This window comes from Bacterioplanes sp. CLAM21, from assembly GCF_059641015.1.
This window is the reverse complement of sequence record NZ_CM184929.1, coordinates 2,525,562-2,542,235: the sequence shown is the minus strand read 5'-3', so window position 1 is coordinate 2,542,235 and position 16,674 is coordinate 2,525,562. Positions and strand designations below refer to the sequence as shown.

General features: G+C 49.6%; 21 protein-coding genes. 19 read left to right on the top strand and 2 right to left on the bottom strand.

Annotated elements, in window-relative coordinates; genetic code table 11:
* Positions 1–14: 14 nt before the first annotated feature.
* Both AC55FS_RS11775 and AC55FS_RS11770 read left to right on the top strand, forming a co-directional pair.
* Entirely contained in the window at positions 15–266 is a 252-nt protein-coding gene (locus AC55FS_RS11775; RefSeq protein ID WP_496932447.1) for a DUF8617 domain-containing protein, read from the top strand.
* A 378-nt stretch (positions 267–644) separates the two neighbouring features.
* Positions 645–1,649 carry a transposase gene (locus AC55FS_RS11770; protein WP_496932446.1) on the top strand — a complete coding sequence of 335 codons (1,005 nt, stop codon included), beginning with the start codon at positions 645–647 and terminating at the stop codon, positions 1,647–1,649.
* A gap of 291 nt (positions 1,650–1,940) precedes the next feature.
* Here AC55FS_RS11770 and AC55FS_RS11765 read toward each other — a convergent pair whose 3' ends face one another.
* Complete coding sequence (locus AC55FS_RS11765) at positions 1,941–2,246, bottom strand: hypothetical protein (protein WP_496932445.1); 306 nt, start codon at positions 2,244–2,246, stop codon at positions 1,941–1,943.
* Positions 2,247–2,390: 144 nt separating this feature from the next.
* Between AC55FS_RS11765 and AC55FS_RS11760 the strand changes: the two genes are divergently transcribed.
* Positions 2,391–3,695 carry a tetratricopeptide repeat protein gene (locus tag AC55FS_RS11760; RefSeq protein ID WP_496932444.1) on the top strand — a complete coding sequence of 435 codons (1,305 nt, stop codon included), beginning with the start codon at positions 2,391–2,393 and terminating at the stop codon, positions 3,693–3,695.
* A gap of 16 nt (positions 3,696–3,711) precedes the next feature.
* Here AC55FS_RS11760 and AC55FS_RS11755 read toward each other — a convergent pair whose 3' ends face one another.
* The gene (locus tag AC55FS_RS11755) at positions 3,712–3,990 is read right to left on the bottom strand and encodes a hypothetical protein (protein WP_496932443.1); all 279 of its coding nucleotides are present in this window, start codon (positions 3,988–3,990) and stop codon (positions 3,712–3,714) included.
* A gap of 61 nt (positions 3,991–4,051) precedes the next feature.
* On the opposite strand from AC55FS_RS11755, the gene AC55FS_RS11750 reads away from it, so the two are divergent.
* From AC55FS_RS11750 to AC55FS_RS11675, 16 genes are read left to right on the top strand one after another with little or no spacing between them, the layout of a single operon-like run.
* The gene (locus AC55FS_RS11750) at positions 4,052–4,324 is read left to right on the top strand and encodes a flagellar biosynthetic protein FliQ (protein WP_496932442.1); all 273 of its coding nucleotides are present in this window, start codon (positions 4,052–4,054) and stop codon (positions 4,322–4,324) included.
* Positions 4,317–5,069, top strand: a complete 753-nt coding sequence (locus tag AC55FS_RS11745; RefSeq protein ID WP_496932441.1) for a flagellar biosynthetic protein FliR — start codon at positions 4,317–4,319, stop codon at positions 5,067–5,069. Before AC55FS_RS11750 ends, AC55FS_RS11745 begins: the two co-directional genes overlap by 8 nt.
* Positions 5,062–6,105, top strand: a complete 1,044-nt coding sequence (locus tag AC55FS_RS11740; protein WP_496932440.1) for an EscU/YscU/HrcU family type III secretion system export apparatus switch protein — start codon at positions 5,062–5,064, stop codon at positions 6,103–6,105. The genes AC55FS_RS11745 and AC55FS_RS11740 overlap by 8 nt, the downstream gene beginning before the upstream one ends.
* Positions 6,102–8,096 carry an FHIPEP family type III secretion protein gene (locus tag AC55FS_RS11735; RefSeq protein WP_496932439.1) on the top strand — a complete coding sequence of 665 codons (1,995 nt, stop codon included), beginning with the start codon at positions 6,102–6,104 and terminating at the stop codon, positions 8,094–8,096. Before AC55FS_RS11740 ends, AC55FS_RS11735 begins: the two co-directional genes overlap by 4 nt.
* Positions 8,097–8,098: 2 nt before the next feature.
* Complete coding sequence (locus tag AC55FS_RS11730) at positions 8,099–8,728, top strand: hypothetical protein (RefSeq protein WP_496932438.1); 630 nt, start codon at positions 8,099–8,101, stop codon at positions 8,726–8,728.
* Positions 8,729–8,730: 2 nt separating this feature from the next.
* On the top strand, positions 8,731–9,438 hold the full coding sequence (locus AC55FS_RS11725; protein ID WP_496932437.1) for a flagellar hook basal-body protein: 708 nt from the start codon (positions 8,731–8,733) through the stop codon (positions 9,436–9,438).
* On the top strand, positions 9,411–10,028 hold the full coding sequence (locus AC55FS_RS11720; protein WP_496932436.1) for a flagella basal body P-ring formation protein FlgA: 618 nt from the start codon (positions 9,411–9,413) through the stop codon (positions 10,026–10,028). The genes AC55FS_RS11725 and AC55FS_RS11720 overlap by 28 nt, the downstream gene beginning before the upstream one ends.
* Positions 10,003–10,584 (top strand): flagellar basal body L-ring protein FlgH, encoded by a 582-nt coding sequence (locus tag AC55FS_RS11715; protein ID WP_496932435.1) that lies wholly within the window; start codon positions 10,003–10,005, stop codon positions 10,582–10,584. Before AC55FS_RS11720 ends, AC55FS_RS11715 begins: the two co-directional genes overlap by 26 nt.
* On the top strand, positions 10,581–11,678 hold the full coding sequence (gene flgI / locus AC55FS_RS11710) for a flagellar basal body P-ring protein FlgI (RefSeq protein WP_496932434.1): 1,098 nt from the start codon (positions 10,581–10,583) through the stop codon (positions 11,676–11,678). Before AC55FS_RS11715 ends, flgI begins: the two co-directional genes overlap by 4 nt.
* Positions 11,675–12,007, top strand: coding sequence for a hypothetical protein (locus AC55FS_RS11705; protein ID WP_496932433.1), 333 nt, complete (start codon positions 11,675–11,677; stop codon positions 12,005–12,007). Before flgI ends, AC55FS_RS11705 begins: the two co-directional genes overlap by 4 nt.
* Positions 12,007–12,405, top strand: coding sequence for a hypothetical protein (locus AC55FS_RS11700; RefSeq protein ID WP_496932432.1), 399 nt, complete (start codon positions 12,007–12,009; stop codon positions 12,403–12,405). Before AC55FS_RS11705 ends, AC55FS_RS11700 begins: the two co-directional genes overlap by 1 nt.
* Before the next feature lie 4 nt (positions 12,406–12,409).
* Positions 12,410–12,691 carry a flagellar hook-basal body complex protein FliE gene (gene fliE / locus AC55FS_RS11695; RefSeq protein WP_496932431.1) on the top strand — a complete coding sequence of 94 codons (282 nt, stop codon included), beginning with the start codon at positions 12,410–12,412 and terminating at the stop codon, positions 12,689–12,691.
* A gap of 1 nt (position 12,692) precedes the next feature.
* The gene (locus tag AC55FS_RS11690; RefSeq protein WP_496932430.1) at positions 12,693–13,799 is read left to right on the top strand and encodes a flagellar M-ring protein FliF C-terminal domain-containing protein; all 1,107 of its coding nucleotides are present in this window, start codon (positions 12,693–12,695) and stop codon (positions 13,797–13,799) included.
* Positions 13,796–14,335 carry a hypothetical protein gene (locus tag AC55FS_RS11685; protein WP_496932429.1) on the top strand — a complete coding sequence of 180 codons (540 nt, stop codon included), beginning with the start codon at positions 13,796–13,798 and terminating at the stop codon, positions 14,333–14,335. The genes AC55FS_RS11690 and AC55FS_RS11685 overlap by 4 nt, the downstream gene beginning before the upstream one ends.
* A gap of 3 nt (positions 14,336–14,338) precedes the next feature.
* Positions 14,339–14,746 (top strand): flagellar hook capping FlgD N-terminal domain-containing protein, encoded by a 408-nt coding sequence (locus AC55FS_RS11680; RefSeq protein ID WP_496932428.1) that lies wholly within the window; start codon positions 14,339–14,341, stop codon positions 14,744–14,746.
* A complete protein-coding gene (locus AC55FS_RS11675) occupies positions 14,746–16,674 on the top strand; it encodes a flagellar basal body rod C-terminal domain-containing protein (RefSeq protein ID WP_496932427.1) in 1,929 nt (642 codons plus the stop codon). Before AC55FS_RS11680 ends, AC55FS_RS11675 begins: the two co-directional genes overlap by 1 nt.

Below are 16,674 nucleotides of genomic sequence, written 5' to 3'. Positions count from 1 at the left end.
CTTATGGAGTTCTAATGGCTAAATTCTCATGTAAATGTGGTGTGGTAATTGATTTAGTAAAATCTCCAGCTAGGGAGGAGCACATGCTGCTTCCCGAGTCTGTGGTAGACTACATTGGTAGCAAGATCGAAGAAGGTAGGATTAGTGATAATGAATACTACAGTACGGTTGATGATAACTCTGTCAGTGTGGTTAGGTGTTTTTCTTGTGGAAGGATTTGGTTGAAAGGAGAAGGCGAGGTGTTTGAATCTTATGTAAAGGAGTGAGGTTTAAAGAGAACGAACTACATGCGAACAGTAAACTAGTCGGACAGGACACCCACCCTAAGCTGTCACGCTGGTGGCAGCCTGCTTTGCAGCGGCTAGGCTGATATCAGCTGCTGCAGAGAACTACATGGACATAAGCTGTCCCCACCCTAAGCTGTCCCCACCCTAAGCTGTCACGCTGGTGGCAGCCTGCTTTGCAGCGGCTAGGCTGATACCAGCTGCTGCAGAGCCGGAGTGTCATTATGCCCAAGCCCAGAAAACATCGGGAACTAGGGAACTGGGAACTATATGGACACCCACCCTAAGCTGTCACGCTGGTGGCAGCCTGCTTTGCAGCGGCTAGGCTGATTTCAGCTGCTGCAGAGCCGGAGTGTCATTATGCCCAAGCCCAGAAAACATCAGGTCTCCCTCGATGCCACGCCGTATTATCATTGCGTATCACGCTGTGTACGGCGCGCATTTCTCTGCGGTACAGATCATTTGAGCGGCCAGTGCTACGAGCATCGCCGTGGCTGGTTGGAAGATAAACTGTTGTCGTTGCCACAAGTGTTTGCCGTTGACGTGGCGGCCTACGCCATTATGAGCAACCACTATCATGCCGTGTTATTTATTGATTCAGAGCGTGCGAGTCACTGGAGCGATACCGAGGTGATCGAACGCTGGCATACGCTATTTAGCGGCAATATGCTGTCTCAGCGGTTTTTGAGTGGCGATGAGCTAGGCGTGGCAGAGCAAAACCGGATGCAGATTTATGTCGAAGAATGGCGCTCACGGCTGTGCAGTATCAGCTGGTTTATGCGGGTGCTGAATGAAGCCATTGCGCGAGAAGCCAATCGAGAAGATCAGTGTTCAGGTCGGTTCTGGGAAGGACGTTTTAAATCCCAGGCGCTGCTGGATGACGCTGCACTGGCTGCGTGCATGGCTTATGTCGATTTGAATCCCGTTCGTGCCAAGATGGCTGCCACGCCAGAAACATCCGCGCATACCTCGATTAAACGTCGGATTAAAAAAGCCAAAGCGAGTAAGCAGCCAAACCATCCCAACCAACAAGCCAAAGGTTTATTGCCTTTTGTGGGTAACCCTCGACAAAACATTCCGCCAGGCATTCAGATGAAACTCACGGATTATCTGCAATTGGTCGATTGGACAGGGCGCATTATTCGCCATGATAAACGTGGCGCTATTGCACAAAATGCGGCTGCGATTCTTGATCGTTTAGGCATTGATGACGATCAATGGTTAGCCATGGCTGAGCATTTTGAAGACTGCTTTCAGACCTTTGCCGGCAGTGAAGAAAAGCTACGCCTGGCTTGTGGTGCTCTGGATTATCAGCGCCCGCCAGGGCTTAGCCGCTGTCGGACGTTGCTCGGCCGACCGGCTTAACAAAAACTGCTTACCATTCGGTATTATCAGATGACGTCTGAAGCTAGCCTGCGCCAAAATTTTACGGATCTGGCTCTAAAAGTCATCAAGTTAGCTTATTAAAAACCGTCCTGCCAACAATCAGCATGCTTTTGCCAAGTCGAGGTCGTCAATTAAACCTCCGCGGGTGTTTGATTAAGATATTGTTATAATGGATGTCTGATTAATTTGGATTAAGATATTGTTCAAATGGATGTCTGACTAATTTCTTGATTAAGATATTGTTATAATGGATGTCTGACTAATTTGTCGTTAGAATGCATGTCTAAGTAATTTGTAATTAATTTGATTTCTATTTAATGGTTGGCAGTAGTCGTTGCCCTGCAAGCCATCGAAACTATCATTGCCATCCGTTCCTGTAAGTCGGTCGTTGCCGTCAGTGCCCGTGATGACTGCAGGTGACATTGAATCATCCCATCTCAAGTCGTTGCTGATGTGCAAGCAACCAATAAGGCTGTCTTGCTCACGGTGGTGCTTGCTGATGATTGTATAAATTAAAGTTTCATGACTTAAATCCCAAGACGGACAAAGCGCATGCTGAAGTGGAGGTTTTCGCATTGACACGTCATCGGCATGTTGTACTTAAGGGTTTTTCTCGATTCTGTCTTCTAGAAAGTAGGCTGAGTCACAAATGACGGCTGATCTGTAGTTGGCAGCAATGGGCTAAGTCGGTAGAATCGCGCCGGCTCGCAGGAAGGGTATATGTCGACTACATCTCAGCTCTATCAACAGGCGCTGCAGCATTATCATGGCAAGCGCTATCAAGCCGCTATGACAATGCTGGCGCAACAACCTAATGACTTGTCTGCACAACTGCTGTATGGCTCGTGCTTACGGCGCATCCATGCCTATGGTGTGGCCACGGTTCATTATCAGCGGCTGCTGGATCTCCATCCGCACGATGCGTCGCTGCGTTTGAATTATGCCAACTTGCTCATTGATGCAGGCAATCCTGAACAGGCCTTTGCTGTTTTGCAGCAAGCGCAAGTACAAGATAAGTCAGCACAGCGAACCCAGGCGTTGGCGTTGTTCTACAGTAATCGCTTTGATGAGGCCGCCGAGCTATTTCGGGCGCTGTTGCAGCAAGATGAAACCAATACCGATTATCAATGGCATTTGAGCTTGTGTTTGTTGGCGTTGGCGCAATGGCCGGAAGCATTTGAGCTGTACGAAGCGCGTAAGCAGTTACGGGAATATGGCAACAAGCGCTTTGCTGATCGCGTTTGGAATTCCCTCGATGAGGTCAGCGGTCGGTCTGTGTTGCTGTATACCGAGCAAGGCTTTGGCGACAATATTCAGTTCGCGCGGTTTATACCGCTGCTGTTGCAGGCCGGGGCAGAGGTCACCTTAGTCGTGCGTCCAGCGCTAAAGCGTCTTTTTAGTACCATTGAAGGTATTAGGGTGGTGGTTGATGCCAAGGCCACGGAATACGATTTTGTGGCGTCGCTGCTGTCATTGCCACTGCTGATGCCAGATAGCTTTGAGGCCGCCATCGAGCACATCGGGCGGGTGTTTCGACTGCCAGCATCCAGCCAAGAGCGGTCGCAAGATCGGCCACTGACCGTTGGTTTGTTATGGTCGGGCAAGTTACGGCCGAAGAATCGCTCGATTGCGCTAGCCGAGCTGGCTCCTTTGCTCGCTGTGCCGAATGTTCGTTTTACCTCGCTGCAACTGCCGGACGTTAATCGTCAGATCAGTGCTGAGGGTATGCAGGTTTATATTTCAGAGCCTGAGCAGCCAGTGGCTGATTTTTATGATCTAGCGGTCGCCATTGAGTCGGTTGATTTAGTGGTGAGCATCGACTCGGCACCTTTGCACGTGGCTTTGATGCTAAACAAGCCTGTTGTCGCGTTGTTACTTAATAGTTCTGATTGGCGCTGGCATGGCGGAGAAAATGATGACAGTGCTTGGTACCCACAGGCGACCTTACTACGGCAATCGCAACAGGGTGGCTGGCGTGATGTGATTATGGCAGCACAAGCCATACTGAAGGAAAGAGCCGCTTAACGCGGCTCTGTTGGTGTTACATCTTCCAGTGTTGCTGGATACGAGTAGCGCGTTTCTCGTCGATGTTAAACCAGGAAATGTTGTCATTGCTGGCATCGATAACGACTAGGGTGTCGGAATCAGTGAGTGCATCCGCCAGGTGGCGTACCAGCTGCTCTGAGGTGTACTCAACATTCAAAAACCAAGAGCTGGCCGACAAAGGCGTGACGTTGTAAAGGTTTTTGATGCGGGTTTCTACTTCCAGTGCGCGCTCTTCGTCTTGGGTGTCGAGCTGAACGATAATGTTGTTAGGCATGTTTTTAACCATTAATGAAAAAGCCATTTTAATCCATTGAGAAAAGAGGCGTAAAGATTCGATGACAACAGAAATGCTGGATTATGTAATGTCTATGTTCTCAATGGTGGCATTTCAGGTGTGCGGACCTTTGCTGTTCACCGCTATGGCAGTCGGTGTCGTAATTGGCATGCTGCAAGCCGTCACGCAGATTCAAGAAATGACACTGACATTTGTGCCCAAAATGATTGCTATGGGTATGCTGATCGCCGCTTTAGGTTGGTGGATGCTGGATTTAATGGTCGGCTTCACCCGTCGTGTGTTCGAACTTATTCCGGTTGTCTCGGGTGGCTGAACAGTCGGCTACTGGCATCATGCTGGTGATGTTACGCATCGTCCCCATTTTGATGTTGGGTGTGGTGCCGGTATTTAAATTTGTACCGGCGCGCATACTGTTTGCGGTGGCGTTGATGTTGGCGGTGGTGATTTATTCGTTGTTACAGCCATTGGGGCTTTTAGCAGGCGTTGAAACCCTTGCGGGCATTCACCTAGTGTATGCCGGGGTGCTGGAGCTGCTGCTGGGGTTTTCTATTGCGTCGGCACTGGTATTTATTCAGATGTTGATTGGCTTTAGCGGCAAGCTATGGGACTACGCTCATGGCTTTTCATCCCTCAGTGCATTTAATCCCGGCCAGAGTGAGCTGGTCTCTATTTATAATACGGTTTTTCTGATCCTGTTTGCTTTTGTGTTTATTTCCCTGAATCTTCATCACAGCCTGATTGAATACATTATTGCGTCCTATCATGAGGCGCCGATAGGTACCTTGCTGGTTTGGCACGACATTAATAGCTACCTCTATGCACTGTCAAAAATGAGCTTTTTTGTGTTGGTGCTGTCATTGCCAGTGGTTGTAGTGTCACTGGTATTTGATGTGTTGTTCGCTTACCTGATGAAGACCCATGCAGGCTTCAATATTTATTTTATCTCGCTGCCTGCCAAGGTGTTTCTTGGTCTGTTGATGTTTGCGGTGACAGAACGTTGGCTGGTCGACATGATGGAAATCGTCGTCGACACCTGGTTGGAGGTGTCGTTTGGCTGACGAAAACAAGTCTGAAAAACCCACCGAATACAAAAAGAAAAAGTCGCGTGAGCAAGGCCAGGTACTGAAAAGCATTGAACTCAGTGCGTTGTTGCTGTTGTTGCCTGCGTGTATCTTGCTTAAGGGTGCGCTGATCGATCTACCGATAGCCATGCCATCGTATTTGCTCACGGTAGAACAGGTATTCGCCGCATCCAATATGGCCTTGCTGGATCGTGCATGGCTTCTATGTCTGCCTCTGTTGCAGTGGCTGCTGCTGTTCTTTAGTTTAATGATGGCGGCGGCGGCGGTGATTGGCTTGCTGCAGGTTGGCCTGGTGTTCTCACCAAAGACACTGTCTTTCAAGGGTGAGCGTGTTAATCCTGTGGCTGGGTTTAAACGTATATACGGTCGAAGTCCATTTGAACTGTTAAAAATGTGCCTTAAGTTGACCATTTTTCTACTGGGTTTTCTATATTGTGCTTACCACGATGCTCCGCAATTAGCATTGCAAGTTTCTCAGGCTGCTGGCATGACCGATGCCCTGAAAGCCGCCGCCGGTTTTGTTTATCATCCCTTTCTATTTTTTGTGGCAGCATTGCTGAGTTTGGCGGTGGCGGACTATTTGTACAATCGTCGCAAGCATTTTAAACAATTGATGATGAGTCGACACGAAGTAAAAGAAGAAAACAAAATGCGTGAAGGCGATCCTGAGATCAAGTCAAAACGTAAAAAATACATGCGTGAAATCATAGAAAACAGCAATGTGGTGAAGCGTGTGAAAGACTCAGATTTTGTCTTAGTAAACCCGGATCATATCGCCATTTTGCTGCGCTACGTGCCGTCAGACATGTTAGCCCCTGAGGTGATTGGCAAGGCGCGAGGACAACTGGTTGAGCAAGTCAAAGCAGAAGCTAGGCGCTGTCGCACGCCGATTGTGCGAGACGTGAAGCTGGCGCGCGCTATGTATCGGATGACGTCAACGGGGTCGGCCATACGACCTGAATTCTACGAGCCCGTGGCGGGCATATACAATCGTTCTGGAGTAGAAGAATGAGGAATATTTTAGGCTCTAAGCGGGAGCTGGTGTTTGTTGGTGCCATTGTGGTGGTGCTGACGATACTCTTCACTCCCATTCCCAGCGGCCTGCTGGATGTGTTGCTAATACTGAATCTGTCGTTTGCGTTAGGCATTCTGACGCTGACGATTTATACCGATAAGCCCACGTCCTTTTCCACCTTTCCTTCTATCTTGTTGCTGGCGACCTTGTTTCGGCTGTCGTTAAACATTGCTGCAACGCGCTTGATTCTCGATGGTGCCGATGCCGGTGAGGTGATCGAATCCATTGGTTCCTACGTGGTCGGTGGTAATTTTGTTATTGGCCTAGTGGTCTTTTTGATTCTGATCGTTGTGCAGTTCGTGGTCGTGACCAATGGTGCCCAGCGCATTGCTGAGGTGGCCGCTCGCTTTACTCTAGATAGCATGCCGGGCAAGCAAATGAGCATCGATGCCGATTTGAATATGGGCATTATTGATCATCATGAAGCGATTAAACGCCGTAAGGATGTGGAAAAAGAAGCCAGTTTTTATGGTGCCATGGACGGAGCGAGTAAGTTCGTTAAAGGCGATGCGATTGCTGGCATCTTGATTGTTATGATCGATATTATTGGCGGCTTGGCCATTGGTATCAGTCAGATGGGGATGTCTTGGTCAGAGGCACTGCATCGTTACACTTTGCTGACGGTGGGTGATGGCATCGTTACGCAAATCCCTGCGCTGGTGATCTCTGTGGCAACGGGCATTATTGTGACCCGCGCGGCTTCCGATGGCGAGCTGGGCAAAGAAATTTTTGATCAAGTCGGTAAACATCCGCGCTCGGTTATTCTTATCCTATTTGCACTATTCCCCTTGTTGATTTTGCCCTCCATGCCGGTCTTGCCGATCGCGCTGGTCATGCTACTGCTGATTGTGGGTTTGGTGTTTTTGCTGCGCCAGCAAAAAGTGTCCTCGGCCGAGGAGGAGGGAGTGGACTTGTATGAATACTCGGCGTCGTCCAAGTTGGCATTGCAGCTCAGTCCTGATCTGTGCCAGCAGCTGGGTGGAGAAGACTGGCTGCAAACCAAAGTTAACGAAGTTCGTATGGACGTGGCCGAGCGCTTGGGCGTTGTGATTCCCAACATTGAGGTGTTGTTGACGGGCAAGGGCGAGCAGTACCAGATTACTCGTTATGGCGCCACCTTGGCAGCGGCTGAACTAAGACCGGGGAAAGTGTTGGCGATTTCCTCGACATCAGAGCGTGTGGCGCTAGAAGGTGAAAATACCCAAGACCCAGCGTATGGCTTGCCCGCTTGCTGGATAGACGAATCGCAAGTGGCCGATGCTAAACGCTACGGTTATACCCTGGTCAGTTTTGAAACCGTTTTGGTGACCCATTTATCGGATTTGGTGCGCAAGAATATCGGTGAATTTATTGATCGTGCGTTTGTTGAGTCACTGTTGGCCAGGGCGCGAGAAACGTCGGCACCGCTGGTAGAGGAAGTGGTACCGACTCTGGTGAGCGTTAATGGGCTGATCAAAATATTACGTTTAATGGCGGAAGAGGGCGTGCCCCTGCGCTCATTTGAGCAGTTACTTGCCTATTTATCTGAAGCAGAGCAAAAAGAGGCAGAAGCCTCTCAGCTGTATGAAATTATTCGGCGTCGTATGGCCAGTACCTTGGTCGAAGGTGCGGTGGTGAATGGCAACTTAAAAGTAGTGGCATTAGCTGGCGACATAGAGAGTGCGCTGATATCGGCGGTCACATCCGGCAAAGGTTTGCATGCCGCATTCACCAGTCATGCCGGAATTGAATCGTTTGTTAGAAAATCCGTATCTGCATTAGAAACGTTGCTAACGTCAGGGCGTCGCCCCGTTTTGATTGCCGCGCCTGTGGTAAGGCGTCAGCTGCGTGATTATTTGTCGGATGCGTTCCCCAGTGTTGTGGTGATCTCCACTCTGGAAATCCCTAAAGGAATATCCATTGATGCCAGCCAGGTAATCGGGAGTTAGTTGTGAGTATTGATGCTATAGAGCATGTTCGACAGACGTTGTCGGAAAATATGCAGCGCTTGGAAAGTATTGCCAAAAACGTTTCCAATATGCGTACCAATGGCTACAAATCGGTAGATTTTGTCACTGCATTGCGGGGCAATGAGGTGGTTGGCTCTGCTGTTGTGAATGATGCAGCTGGTCAGGCTATGTCTGTGCAAAACAACAACAGCATATATGTCGATGACGGATATCTGGTTACCCAGGATAAGTCCAGCTTGGAGCTTCAGCAGCTAAAAAGCACCATCCACTCGGTGAATGAGGAAGGGGCGCTGGTGACAGATCAAGGTCGGTATTTGCTGGGTGAGTCGGGCATTATTTTTACCACCAGTGATTATCACATTGATGATGCGGGTCAAGTGGTGGTAAATGGCCAGGTGGTTGACCAGCTGCGTCTGGTCGATGCTCAGCAGCAGGCGATGTCGGCGGCGACGCGTAAGGTGTCGTCAGGTATGGCGGAGGCATCCAACGTGGCTTATTCACATGAAGTGGTTGCCGCATCTGAAGCATTATCTGCCGTGCGTACATCCAATTCGCTAGTGGCGCGCTATGACAGCCTTTTGGCTATGACCAATGAATTATTGAGAGACTAAACGTGGACGCTTCTTATATTTCTGTGACAGGACTCAAGGCCGCTGAAGACGCTATGACAGTCGCTTCAGACAATCTCGCTAACATTAAAACCAAGGGCTACAAAACACGTGAGGTTGGTTTTTCTTCGCTGATGAATGGTGGCGTAGCAGCAGACCAGAGTCGAGTGCTGTTTGACAGTGGCGAAATGAGCAAGACCGGTGATGCTTATGACGTTTCTGTCTCTGGTAACGGTTTTATCGAGCTGACCGACGGTCGCGGCAATACCTATTTAAGTAAAGGTGGCCGCGTTGAGTTGGACAGTGCCGGTTATATGAAATTGCACGGTTTGTATCTGGCCGCTCCCGTTAGTATTGGTAGCAGTGATGCGGCCTTTAGTATTAATACCGCAGGTGAGGTGTATGTCGATACTAATGGCAAGGCCATGTTGGCCGGTAAGATTGATTTGGTGCGCGTGAATAACCTGGACCAACTGGCCGAAGTTCGCAGTGGTATTTATGGTCCATCAGGTGGTGTGGCCATTGAAACCGAGGCGCTGCGTGACGATGCCAAGGTGTCACTGCTGCAAGGTACGGCAGAAGAGTCCAATGTCGATATGACCAAAGAGCTGCTTGATATCATGGCAGCACAAAAGATGTATCAGTCGAATAGTAAAATGATCGGTGTGCAAACCCAAGTTGATCAATGGTTAAACGAATTGCTGGATGTGTAATTGCGCTCTGGCTGTGTACAGCCGACGCCTTTGCCGTGTGCGCGCTGGCAGAGTTGCAACGCCGTTTTCCGCTATTTGAATACCAACGAATCAGTGGCGACGGTTATTTGTGCGCTAAAGAGCAAGAGGTGGGCTTTCGTTTGTTCGAAGGACGCAACTTGTTGCTGTGTGAATATTCATGTCCGGGACGAAGTAATTACTCAGCTTGGTTTGAATTACGTGCTTGGCAGCGCGGTCTTCGCGTGACTGAGCGCACGCCAATCAATGCATCGCTGTCCGAGCACAATACTCAGATGGACTGGGTGAAGGCGGGCTCACCATTGGCAACCACGCTGGCTGAGGTTGATGGCTTGCATTTGACGCGTGGTTTGGCGGCGGGGCAGGCGGTGTTACTGGTTGATGTGGCCGACACAAAAACCATTAAATCAGGGCAGGATATTGTTGTACGTGTGTCTATCGGGACAGCACGGTTAGAGGTTGAGGGGCTGTTGCTGTATGATGCGCGCCCCGGTTCGGATGCGGTAGTCAACGTGGGTGGAAAAGTACTTCATGGCAGGATCAATCATGAACAGATTGTTGAGTTGTATTAGCTTGGCAATGTTATTGTCGTGCGGCCAGATAGCTTGGGCAAACGGCGACAATACTATGCAAGGGTATCGCTCTTTGATTAGCGATGCCAAAGGCGATGCCATTGGCAAGTCTCTCACGGTTGAGATTGTGGAAAGCTTGTCAGCAGAGACCGGTTCTCGCTCTGATGTAAGGCGCTCAACAGATTTTAATTTTGGTGTATCAGCCAACGGCACATACGGCAAAGAGCTGGCGCTGGACGCGGGTATTGGCCGTGAAGGCGGTGGCTCACTGAATAAAGAAACCAAAATCACTTCGCAGATCACCGCCACTATTGTTGATAAAGACGACTATGGACGCTTGTATATTGAAGGCAGTCAGAGTCTGAAAATTAATGATGAAATCCAGACAGTCGAATTAAAGGGCTGGGTGCGCTATGAAGACATCGCCTCTGATAACACTGTCTTGTCTACTCGATTAAGTAATGCAGTCATCAATATAACCAGCGAGGGGCATAGTTCCGATGCCACAGAGCCAGGACTGTTCTATCGTTTTTTCTCTTTTCTGGGACTGATATGAGATCGCTGATCGTTATTGCTGCTTTGATATATTCAGCCGTTGGCCTGTGTGCCGACGTACGTTTGAAAGAAATTGCGCGTTTTTCCAATAACCGTGACTTATCACTGACTGGCTACGGCATTGTGGTCGGTTTGGCAGGCACAGGCGACAGTGTGCGGCACGCACCGACGGTGCAATCGCTCAGTAATGCACTGCGTAACTTTGGTGTCGATGTGCCCAAGCAACAACTAAACAGCCGTAACGCGGCGTCGGTGATAGTGACGGCCACCATCCCGGCATTTGCTGAGCCAGGAGATACCTTTGATGTGACGGTGTCGTCGATGGGCGATGCCAGAAGTCTGCATGGCGGTGCGCTGTTGCTGCTGCCCCTGGAGTTGCCTAGCGGCGATATGGTCGCCTTGGCGCAAGGGTCTGTATCGGTAGGCGGTTTTGAATTTGGTGATGCCAACAATACTATTCGAAGAAATCATCCAACGGTGGGTATCGTTAGTGATGGCGGTCGAGTGGAGTCGCGCTTGGGTGGCAATGACTTTAATAGCCAGCAGTTTGAATTGGTGTTGAAAGACCCTGATATAACCACTGCATCTAATGTCGAAAGTGCCATCAATAGAGCGTATGGCCAGCCTCTGGCCAGTGCTAAAAGTGCCGCGCGGATAGTGGTTGCCTTTCCGGCAGACACTAGCAATAAAATTCAGTTTTTATCATCGATTGAACGAGTACGGGTCGAAACCGATCAGCGCGCACGCGTGATTATTAATGAGCGTACCGGCACTATCGTGGCTGGCGCTGATATTGCGATTAATCGTGCGTCTATTGTGCATGGCAACCTAAGATTAACCATTAGCTCAGAACTTGAGTACTTAGGACCTAATCCCGTTGTTATTAGTGACTCTAATGTTGGCTATTTAGCCAATCAAGTCGATGTCGATGCTGAAGAAAAAGACTCTAAGCTGCTGACCTTAAATGAAGGCGCCAAGCTGGACGATTTGATGACTGCGCTGAAGCGCTTGTCCTTCAGTACGCGAGATATGATTAATGTGCTGCAGGCATTAGAACGCGCCGGCGCACTTCACGCAGAGGTAGTGGTTCAATGACCATTGAGGCAATCACGGCACGTGAGATGGTGAACACTGCCATCGACGTATATGCCCATGCAGTGGATGTGTATTCAGCATCTATTGCTGAACTCAGTGTTACCGGCAAGGCCAAGGCTGCTGTTGATTTTGATGCCATTCGTGCGGCGTTTGCCGACGGCAGTGCAGCACCTGGGTCGTACCGCGGTTTTACTGTGCTGGAGCCAGATCATACCTTAGGCCAGCAAACGGTAGAGTTGTCGATGGCAGTCAAAGCATTCGAATCGTCAGTCGAGATCAAACAGCGACTGGGTAACTTATATTCACTGGCGATATCGGGGAGGAAATAATGCCAAATATGGGAGCAATTGAATCCTATGGCCAGGTAGCAGGTTACCATCAAGCACGGTTAGATGCCGTGATTGATACGCTGCGTTTAGACGGGGTTGTTGCTACGTCGGCCTACTCGGTATCCGTGCCGGTGTTAAAGGGTGGTGATGTTTTTAAAGGCTTGTTGAATAACAGCGGTTTAAGCGTCAGCGATAAATCTGAGCCTGTTGCCGTTGAAAAACGCTATGAACCTGAGCATCCATTAGCGGATAGCAGCGGCCATATTTCCCGTTTTAAGGTTGATAAAGCATCGCTCACGTTGGAAGCGCTAGAAGCCTATCGTCATTACGAAACCTTGGTTCGTATTGTTGGCGTGCAAGGCAAAATGTCGCAAAAATCGATGGAAATAGGGCGTTAATCATATGATAGAAGGCATTCAAGCAGTTGCCGGAGACATGCTGGCGACACAGGCGCCCGCATCAATTCAGCCACAACAGCCGAGTTTCAGTTCCTATTTGGCCGGTGTCAACGACTCGCTGCAACAGGCTGAGCAATCTGTACAGGCATATTACGCTGGCGAAGACATTAGTCTTCATCAAGTGATGATCGACCTGTCGTCGGCTCAATCGAAGATGGAGCTATTGGCAGAAGTACGTGATCGTTTTACCGACGGTCTGGATAAGGTTCTGAGGATGCAAATCTAGTATGAACACTGCACGAATTAAAGAACAGCCCATGGCTCTACTGGCATTGGCTGTCGGTTTGATATTTGTTTTATTGTTGGCGGTGTACGCGATTTTTCTGGCATCGGCTGATTCGGTGTCGGTGAATGCTGACGGTATCCAGCGAGACGCCTTGATAAAAGTACTAGAAGAACAGGGCGTTGACTTCAGCACCTCTGCCGATAAAGGTATTGAGTTAGCGACAGCTGATTATAACCGGGTTGCAGACGCTATCAGTCCTTTGTTGGCTGCGCCTGCTGAGTCCGTGGGTTACGGCATTTTTGAATCTGACAATATTGGCGTCTCTGACGCCACTCGGCGGATATTTTTGACCCGTGCCATTCAGGGTGAAATCGAAAACACGGTGCGCACCTTTGATGGCGTTGACGGTGTTCGAGCACATGTATCGTTGGAGGAAAGAAATCGCCTCGGCAAACTTGTGTCAAATGCCCGTGCTTCCGTGTATTTAAATGGCACTGAAGCGGCCGCGCCTGGGGTTATTACTCGCTCTGTCAAAGCGCTGGTTAAATCTGTGGTTAATGGCATCACGGATGACAATATCAGTGTTTTTATTGACGGCGAAAGCATGGCATCAGACAGCAGTCACTTGCCTGCTATTTTTTCCGTATCGGCAGCCCTAGAAAAACAAATGCAGAGCAAGGTGGAACAGTTACTGTTGACCCTCTACCGCGCCGAGCAGTTTTCTGTGCAAGTGACGGTGGCTTTGTCTGAGCGGCAGGTGACTGAGGAACGTCGTACCCAGGGGGATGGCAAAGGTGGAGCGGTATTGCAGCGCTTGCGTCAGCAAAAAGATAAAGACACCAGCAGTGGCGAAGAATCTGGCGGCGAGAGCGAAGTGACGGAAAAAGATTATGCCGTATCCACTGCGCTGGTAACGGAAAGTACTGCTGGAATGAGCATCGAGCGCATCAGCGTTGGTATCCTGCTACCTGAATACACCTCGAAAAAATCCATCGCCGCGATTGAGCGATTGGTGAGCCAGTCGCTCGGCATGAATGCCAAACGCGGTGATGCTTTAGCAGTTGAAGCCTTGATCCCAGCTGCTGCGACAGCAGGGGCAGCGCAATGATGACGCCGTTGGGTGCTGATTCAGGCTCTGCCCAATTGGCGACACAGCAGCATTTACAACTGTTGCAGTTGGTCGATGCGGCCGGCAAACCTGGGCCTACAATGCAATTTGATGCGCTGTTGAATCCGACGTTAACGACGTCTGCATCAGACAGTGCTCAGCAGGTGGCGACAGCACCCCGTTCAGCCGAGGTGAAACCCGAGGCCAGTAGTGATCGTTTAACTACATCGGTGATTCGACCCCTTGCAATGCAAAGCACTACGCTTAAATTGCTGGATGCCCCAACGGCATATCGCCAGTCGATAACAGCTCCCAGGGCGTTCGAGGCTAGCGCTTCGATAAGCCCAACGGCACTGACTGAAAGCTCCGTTAGTCGTCACCAGCAGCGGCTGCTATTGGTTAAAAAAGACAACGGTGAACAAGTGGCTTACATGGGGGTTGATGAAAATCTGGATACTGTCGACCGCTTGAATTGGATTGCCTATATGAAGACCGTCTTCAAAAACATTACACGTATTGTGATAAACGGGAAATAATCGATGGAAGTGTCTGCTATCAACAGCTTGGGCGCTGCCCAGGAATACAGTGCACCAGCGCTGGATTTTTCTGATTATTTGAATCTTATGGTGTCGGAGTTATCTTCTCAGGATCCGACCGACCCGGTCGATAACAAAGAAATGATTGCGCAATTGTCTAGTTTTAGCCAGCTGTCATTGTTAGAGCAAGTCAGTAATCAACTGCAGCAGTTGTCCAGTGCTTATGAGAGTCAATATGCCGTACAGCTACTGGGCAAGGATGTTGAGATGCGATCGTCTAATGGCGAGGTGTTGACGGCAACCGTATCTTCAGTCGACACCTCTTCCAATGCGCCTCAGCTGACGCTGAAAACGTCTGATGGCGAGTTCTTAAATGCGGTTCGTCTGTCGCAAATCACGATGATTCGATAATGTCGTACATTAATCTGTTGTCACAAGCTTACAGTTCCATGTCCGAGTTTTCGCAGGCGATGGAAAACTCCTCTCGTAATATTTCGTATTCAGAGCAAAATGGCTATAAGCGCTCGGATTATAGCTTTCAAGATCATGTTAATGGCGTTGAATCGCCATTGCGAATTGATACGCGTAATGGCGAGTTAGAATTTACCGGCACGGCAACAGATTTGGCCATTGCTGACGAAGGCTTTATGTTGTTAGGCAATGGCAAAGGCGACTATGCCTTGACCAGTTCGGCTCAATTTCGCTTGGCGGATGATGGACAGCTGATTGATAACGACAGTGGTTACGCGCTGCTGTCGTCGTTGGGCAGAGCGATTACCGTGGATAGTCAGTCTTCTCATCCAGGCAGTTTGACATCGAAGGTATCGATTTCCGGTCAGGTGCTGGATGATGGCGACGTAACGTTTGAACTCGGTGATGATGCTCGCTGGCCGTTTGAGGACTACCCCAAACTTGAGTTTAAGTTGGTTAAAGTCGAAGCAGAGCCAAATGACTCGGCTGCTGAAGCAGACAATGATGAAGCCACCGATGCGACAAACGGTGCCGACCCGGCAGGCGATACAGAGGTCAATGTCAGTACTGAAGAAACGGGCCCAGTCTGGACCTTAGAAGCGTACGTCGAAGATCAACTGCTTGCATCAACAGCGCTGACTTTGACGGATGACAAATTGTCACTGCAAGATTTTAACATGTCGCTGACCGCACGCCCCGGAGATGCGTCGGACATCATCGCTGAGCAGTCTGTCGACACCTTTGATGCGGCAACAGATGCGTTTACGGTGAGTGTCGAGGAGGAAGGTTTTCACTTGGCAGTAGAGGGTGGGGATACTTCGCTGACCACCGGTGCTCTGCGCTTAACGGCCGGTGAAAAAATCACCCTCGACAATAAGCCCTTGCTGTTTACGGACAGCGATGGCAAGCCCATCACTATTGACGCAGATAGTGTTTTAACATCGCCGGCTCAGCCTACCAGTGAAATCTATTTTAGTGGAGTGCTGCCTAAAAGTGCTGTAGTGGGCGAGACCCTTTCTGTTAGTTCTGCTGAATTTCGCTCTGCTGATGCTCAAGTCGTGAACCTGGATTTTGAATTTCAGAAAGTATCCGATGAAGAATGGTCATTTGCGGTAAAGAACTCCGACACAGGTGAAATCCTGACATCCGGTAAGAGCCTGGTGTTTTTGCAAGGGGGGGCTGTTTCTCCCATTAGTCGCTCATTTTTAATCAATGTTGCGGGCACCGACGTCAAACTTGGTTTTTTTGATGATCAGTATGGGGCGCTATCCACCTCTGATGTGCCTGAATCTACCGTGGCAGTCTCACATATGGACGGCGCCGATGAAACTCAGCTGTCAGGGCTCTCTTTGGCTGCTGATGGCACTCTGACGGCTAAATACAGTAATGGCAGCAGTGATGATATTGGGCGACTCAAAGTCGATGGTGATCAAGCCAGTGCTCATCAAATTACGTTGGACCTTGAAGTTGATGTTGTGTCAGGCGAAGGGCAGCAAAATAAGGTAGCAGTGGAGCACAATGGCACGGCAGAAGGCCAATTTAGCCGATTAGCCATCGCCTCCGACGGAGCGGCCACCGCTCAATACGACAATGGTGAGTCTGTTGTTATTGGCTCGGTCGACATCTATACCTTGCCAGAATCTCAGCGCTTGCAAGAGGGGCGTCGCTATTTCGAACTATCCTCTACCAGTGGCCTACAGAAACATAGCGATGGTCGCTTTCGCCAGGGTTATGTCGAAGGCGCTAATGTTGATCAGTCGGCAGAGTACGAGCGCATTTTAGATTATCAGAAAGGCTACCAAGCGGCTTCTCAGTCGCTGTCCGTTGCTTCTGAAATGCTAGAAGAGCTGTACGGACTATTTAAATAA